The organism is Flavobacterium psychraquaticum, assembly GCF_034497725.1.
Taxonomy (GTDB): Bacteria; Bacteroidota; Bacteroidia; order Flavobacteriales; family Flavobacteriaceae; genus Flavobacterium; species Flavobacterium psychraquaticum.
Window position 1 is genome coordinate 23,628 of the sequence record NZ_JAXKVR010000017.1, and the last position, 6,701, is coordinate 30,328.

Sequence of the window (6,701 nt, forward strand, 5' to 3'; positions counted from 1 at the left end):
TATTATGCAAATTTAAGCAAATTTCTTTCCCATCACTGCTTCGATAATTAGGGCTTCTTTGTATTCTTTTATGAGTTCTATTTCTAGTTCTGTTTTGGCTATGGCTTTGTCGATTGTATCGGTTTCCTGTTTTATATAGGTTACAATTCGTTTTTGCTCTTCTATTGGTGGATATGGCATAATTATATCACTTAATTTTGAACCATAAGTGTGAACTATAATATCTCCTTTAGATGAAATTGCTTTTTGATATTTGGCAAATGAACTGTTTTGAGAATAACTTATAAAGTAGCTATCAAAAACATTCTGTTTAAAAATTACTACATCTCCTCCTGCATAAACCATTTCATCAGCTAAAAAAACTACACATTTCCCTATATCCTCCTTGGTTTCGCCTGAACCTGTAAATAATAAGTCTCCTTTTTCTAATTTAATTGAATTTAAAGAAGTTTCTTCTGAAATTTTATTTATTATACTGTCTGCTACAATGTCATATTTAGTATAAATATCTCCATATAAAATTGCTGAAATACCATTTGGATCATCAATTAATTCTGAACGAGAAATATTGCCCCCTTTTGTAAACCTGCCAATTGTTCCTAATCTTCTTATTTCCCAATGTGTTGGAATATTTCCGAATAAGTTTCTTCCAGAGCTTTTTAATTTTACATTTTTATCGATTCCAATTGTAACAGCATCATTGATAATAGTTTGCCTTTGTTCTTTCAGCAAATTGATGAATTGAATTTTCTTTTGGATAAAAAGGTTTATTTTTTCTTCCTGGGCTTTAATGTATAGTACTATTTTGTCTTGTTCCTCTTTTGGTGGCACTACTGCAAAAATGCTAAAAAACTTATCAGAATATAATCGTAAACGACTATCAATAATACCCGTTGAATTTCTGCGAAATTCAGCTTTAAACATTTTCGTTGTAAACAAAAAACCAAAATATTCAGGGTTGTTGTCGCCAATTATTCTATATACACAATAGGCTGGGCTTGTCATTCCGTTATATGGCGAAATACCCAAACTACCATTCCAAGCTAGCATTATGTTGATTACTAAATCGTCTTTTTCGACCAATTTATAACCTACTAAACTTGCTGCATTTGATATATGGTCGTCTTCGTTATCCAAACTTTCTCTCTTGCGAGTAATGCCAGTGTAATGAGAAACCGAAAGCAATTCTTCAGTCCCTGTTTCGCTTCGGCTATCCATTTCTTGAAATAGATTTTTTATGCGTAACATTTTCCAATGTGATGGAAAATTACCCAGCCAAGCGATTTTAGTATTTTCTAGTTCTGTTGCTATCATTACTCGATTATCTCTTTTAATAATCCATCGGTTTCTTGCTCAATGGCTAAAATGTCTTTTGCAATATCTGTCAAAGTTCTAGGCGGTTGGTGTTTGTAAAAGTATTTAGCAAAGTTTATTTCATAACCTATTTTAGTTTCGGTATTTGTGTACCAAGCACCATCAGAAAACGGAAGCACTTCACGTTTAAAGAACGCTGCAATGTCCTCTTTCAAAGGAATGTTTTCGGTGTCTTTTAGTTTGCTATCTGATTTTGGTTTGCCTTTACTGTCCGTAATTGGTTTTCCATTTTCATCTCGCAAAGGTCTATGAACTGTTATTTGAGCATAACCAAAATCTTCGTTATCAAAAATTTTACTATACTCGTTGTTCTCAAAATCATTATATAATTTGTTGATTTCCTTAATACATTCGGCATTGAATTCCACACGTTTTTTACCTAGTGGTTTTCGCATTTTATAATAAAACTTATCCGAGGAAACATTTAATAATTGTACTTTTCCTTTACGTTCAGAGGTTTTACGATTGGCAATTATAAATATATAGGTTGGAATGCCAGTATTGTAAAACATATCGTTTGGCAAAGCAATAATAGCTTCAATCAAATCATTTTCTAGAAGGTATTTTCTTATTTCGCTTTCGCCTTGACCTGCATCACCAGTGAAGAGTGCAGAACCATTGTGTACAGAAGCTATTCGACTGCCTAATTCTGTTTCCTTCATTTTGCTAATCATATGCTGTACAAACATTAGCTGACCATCGTTTATTCTGCTTGTTCCAATTGCAAAACGTGGGTCTATGATTTTACCTTTATCGCCAACTCCTAATATTTTTTTGTCTGGTGCCCAGGTTTTGCCATAAGGTGGGTTGGTAAGCATAAAGTCAAACTTTAGTTCTCTGTCAAAACCATAAGCACTCAAAGTGCTGCCATAAGCTATTTTATCTGGGTCTTCGCCTTTTATCAACATATCACTTTTGCAAGTGGCATAAATAAATGGTGTACTTTCCTGTCCGTATAAGTGAATGGTGCTTTTGCTTTTTATAAGTCCTTCTTGATTTTGTATGAAGTTTTTAGCAATTGTAAGCATACCACCGCTACCTACGCAAGGGTCATAAATAAGATATGTCCCTTGCTGTATTTTATCTTTTACAGGCAAGAAAACCAAATGCGTCATTAAATCTATAATCTCTCTTGGTGTAAAGTGTTCTCCTGCTTCTTCGTTGTTTTCTTCGTTGAACCTACGAACCAAATCTTCATAAACATAACCCATTGCCAACGGTGGCAACTTGTCTGGGTGTAACTCGATTTTTGGCGAGCAGAATTTTTCTATTAATGAAAATAAAATATTGGCTTCGTCAAGTGTTTCTATCTCATTACGAAATTTGAATTGTTTGATTATATCTTGTACATTAGCCGAAAAACCGTTTAAATAATCCTCAAAATTGGAGCGAATATTTGTTGGGTTTTGGAGTATTTTTTTAAGTGTAAATGGAGATGTATTGTAGAATGCAAAACCACTACCCAATTTTTGATTTGTTAGTAAAGCATCCAAATTCTGCATTTGGTCTTTGTATTGATTGTAGGTTTCTAATACTTTGTCTTTTGTAGGTTCTAGCAATAAATCAAGTCTACGTATGACTACCATTGGCAAAATAACATCTTTATATTTCCCTTTTTGATAGGTATTTACTAAAACATCATCGGCTACAGAGAACAGAAAATTTATGATGGGTTGTAATGCTTGTGTATTAATGCTCATTTTTTAGTTTTATATTGTACGGTTTAATTATGTTTTGTTTTTAAATAAAATTGTTTATTCGCTACCTGAATTAATTATTAATCATAAAGTATTTGCAATAATTCTGAAATTAAAAACACCCGTTTTACTGTTAACATACAAACATACAAAAAACCATTGTAAAGAAAAATGAGGAAATCCGTATTTACGTTAAAAAAGAAGAAAAATACTGCAAAATTATGCAGGGTGTAGGGTGTAGGGAAAAAACGAGTAAAAGATTTTTATTTTTTTGAAAATAAAAAAAACGGATTTATTTGAGGAATTGGGTGTAAAGTACACTTAGTCCTTTATTGATTTGCTTTTGATTGTGCTGATATTGCTAGAAAATTTGAAAAGTAAAAAAACTCAAAATGTTTGTGTGGAAATTTGGTTACACCCCTTACACCCTCTTTTTAGTGTTCAGTTTTCGGTGTTCAGTTTGCAGAAAAAAAAGTGGCAACTTGCGTTTACCACTTTTGATTTTTTTGGGTTTATATTTCGGATTGTCGGTTGGTTTGATCTACTTCTTCGTATGTAAATTCTTTTACTGCGTACACTGGACTTCCTTTTCGCATTAGTCTTGTGAAATTGTGTTTTTTTAATCCCTTCTTCTTTTCCTGTAAACTCATAAATAGCTTCATTACATGCAGCTACTAAATCCTCAATAGCAAATCTTTTTCCAGGGTTTCGGAAGCATTTATCTAAAGTATTGTATCGGATTTGTACGTGCTTGTTAGTTGCCAATTCAGTGAATTTTAAGAGTATCTACAAACTTACAAAATTGAAGTTTCTTACAAATGTGGAAATCCGTATAAATTGAATTAATTATCAACAAAATGTATTAAATATTTTATTCGTTCATAGTATTTGGTTGATTTTGTTTCAGGTTTAAGGTTTAAGGTTGGGGTTTAAGCTGCGCTTAAAAGTAAGCCTACTGCGTAGGAGATTCCTAGCAAGCTCGGAAAGACAATTTGCATAGGAAGTAATACGGAAAACCGTACAGAGTTTCATGAATCTGTACGGTTTTCCTCATTCGAAGAAGATTTTTAGTTTTCTGCTGTAGTTGATTTTTGCTAGATATTCTATGAATTCTGGAAGTTCGGAGAGTGAGAGTAAGCCGTTTGTGTTTCTTGGTAAAGGTTTGAAGTAGACTTCTTTTATGTGTTTTTTGAAGATTATTTCACCCAAAGTAAAACGCAATAATGATTTTACATATTTTTTTGAATATAACTTGTCTTCATTTGAAATGTTTTTAGGCAGATAAAGCGTTAGTATGATTTTTTTACTAGCTGTATTGTAGTCTTCCAACTTTATGAAAATTGAATTGATCATTTCAATTATTTTATCGGAAAATTGGTTTTTGTTTTCGGCACATAATGGCTTTAGAAATGTTTGAGCTGTGAAATATTCTAATCTTGGTGTTTTTTCACCTAATGCAATTATTTTAGGGAATAGTTTACGGTAACCGTGAGCTGAAAATAAGACACAAAATTTGTTCGGATGATTGTTTTGCGTGTAAATGTAAATGACGATTCTTTTGGAAACATAGTTTAGGTTTCGATGTAGGTTTTCTATTACCTCATCAGAATTTATTCCGAGTTTGTAGGCGTGGTAAATTGCTTGTTCGTTGTCTTGGAACCAGGTCCAGAAGTTTTGGATGGTTTTTATTTGGCGAGGGTTTAATTGTTTGTTCATTTTTACTTTTTTGTTTCAGGTTTCAAGTTTCAGGTTTTGGTTTAAGCAGTGCTTAAAATAGAAAGCGTACTTCGTAGGAGCTGCTTTGACAAACTCATTATGACAATTTAATTGTTTAGAAATATTGAAAACTATCTTTTATCTCTGGATTCGTTGTTGAAGGTGATTAGGTTGAACATTTACTCATTAGTTTTATTTAAATTTTGGAAATCGTGGATGTTCAATTTATCGCTTATCGGGTGAATCTTTATCGAAAGCAATTAAATTGAACATCTGTCTAAGTCTTGAACGGACTCTATCGCCATAGAACATTTCCATTTCGGATGCGGAAAGGTTTGTGGTGATGTGTGTTATTGTTTTGTTGTGTATGAAATTATCGTAACGCGTTAAGATGATTTCGGCCATAACATTGCATTCGTTTCCAAAATGCTTGATTTGTTTTTCCGTTCCCAGATCATCAAAGCAATAGGCGTTTAATCGTACTTGTGTGCCTTTTAATTTTGTGAAAGCATCGAGTACTTCGTAGCCCTTAGCTGCAAAATCAAATGCGATATCTCTGCAGGGTTTTATCTTGTAATCGTAGCCTTGCTGGAAAAAGTAGTTCATTAAAAACATTAATGACGTTTTGCCACAACCTACTGGTCCTGATAGAATAATCCCTTTTTGAATGTTCAAATCCATTGCAGCTGCTGTTACTTCGTCTCTAATTGCATAGATCATTAATTTTTTAATGACTGGTAAATCTTTGTCGTAGATTTTGAATTGACTTCCAAAATGATATTTTCCTAATTCTTCCAATACCTCAACACATTTTAAGAAATCATAGATTTTTATGCCTTCTTTGATTTCAAAGGTTTTCTGAATTTCGCTAAAGTGGTTCATCGTATAATTTTTGATTTGACGTTTTTAGATTTCCTGGAACCGGAACAGCTGCTTGAGTTTGCACTTGTTTAAAACTTTTTGCGTTCATTATCCAATTTCGTGCTGAAGCGTGCCAGTTTTTCATTTTGGCTTTACCGCCTACCAACCAGCCGTTGCTTTGGAAATGATTGTAGAATCTTTCTGCTTCGTTGTGCACGCTATCCAAATTCATAAAATAAACTTTTACATCTTCTAAATCTGGTGGAATGATTTCCCAAATTTCCTTTTCTTTTTTTTCGCGCAACTTTTTTTTCTTTTCCTCCAGTTGCTGCTCGCCAAAAAAAAATTCATTCATTTCAATTTTATTTTCGTGTGCGTGCTCGTTTACACTCTTTGAAATGTTTGTATTGTTTATACTGTTTATAGAAGATACCAGCGCTTGTCTGGAAGTTGGCAAGATACTTGTCTTGTGCTTGTTCAGTACTTGTTCAATGACAGGTTCAATAGGTTGTCCACTCGCTTGTCTGTTTTTTGAACTTCTTTGCTCTTTTTTTGTTTTTATAACTAAGTCGCTGTCTAATGCAACAACCCAGACTAAACTGCCTTTAAATGGGTTGTTTGAGGGTTCATAATTTATGTATCCTTTTTGATGCAATTCATTGACACACTTGTGATACGTAGCCTGTACGTCTTCAAACTAAATTGGACTTTTGCTAAGAGAGTATTTAGTTAATAATTCAAAGATAAAAGATTTTTTTGATTTGTTGTTAATTTTGATTTTTGGTACTCATTTCTTCGGTTTAAAATTGTAATTTTCTTTAGTTTTTCTCTTTCTTTTAAAATCAATTCACCTCTCCCAAAATAGACATCTGCAGGAGTTAAGTTGTTTAATGATTCATGATAGCGTTCATTGTTATACCCATATACAAATTTTTCTAAAGCAGCTTCTAATTCTTCTGGAGCGAAGTAATTATCAAGTTTCACAACATTTTTCATGGTTCTGTGATAGCGTTCAATTTTTCCTTGTGTTTGCGGATGATTGGGTCTGCCATG

Annotated in this window: 7 protein-coding genes; all 7 read right to left on the bottom strand. The window is 32.9% G+C overall.

The genetic code is table 11. The annotated features are described in order from the left end of the window. Positions 1-12 precede the first annotated feature (12 nt). On the bottom strand, positions 13-1,314 hold the full coding sequence (locus tag T1L09_RS00770) for a restriction endonuclease subunit S (protein WP_322549029.1): 1,302 nt from the start codon (positions 1,312-1,314) through the stop codon (positions 13-15). Next, complete coding sequence (locus tag T1L09_RS00775) at positions 1,314-3,074, bottom strand: type I restriction-modification system subunit M (RefSeq protein WP_322549030.1); 1,761 nt, start codon at positions 3,072-3,074, stop codon at positions 1,314-1,316. Before T1L09_RS00775 ends, T1L09_RS00770 begins: the two co-directional genes overlap by 1 nt. A gap of 509 nt (positions 3,075-3,583) precedes the next feature. After that, positions 3,584-3,721, bottom strand: coding sequence for a hypothetical protein (locus T1L09_RS00780; protein WP_322549031.1), 138 nt, complete (start codon positions 3,719-3,721; stop codon positions 3,584-3,586). 400 nt (positions 3,722-4,121) lie between these two features. Next, complete coding sequence (locus tag T1L09_RS00785) at positions 4,122-4,787, bottom strand: hypothetical protein (RefSeq protein ID WP_322549032.1); 666 nt, start codon at positions 4,785-4,787, stop codon at positions 4,122-4,124. A gap of 225 nt (positions 4,788-5,012) precedes the next feature. Continuing rightward, complete coding sequence (locus T1L09_RS00790) at positions 5,013-5,669, bottom strand: P-loop NTPase family protein (RefSeq protein WP_322549033.1); 657 nt, start codon at positions 5,667-5,669, stop codon at positions 5,013-5,015. Further along, on the bottom strand, positions 5,656-6,303 hold the full coding sequence (locus tag T1L09_RS00795; protein ID WP_322549034.1) for a transcriptional regulator: 648 nt from the start codon (positions 6,301-6,303) through the stop codon (positions 5,656-5,658). Before T1L09_RS00795 ends, T1L09_RS00790 begins: the two co-directional genes overlap by 14 nt. A 74-nt stretch (positions 6,304-6,377) precedes the next feature. Then, on the bottom strand, positions 6,378-6,701 hold a 324-nt coding region (locus tag T1L09_RS00800; protein WP_322548914.1), incomplete at its 5' end, for an integrase core domain-containing protein.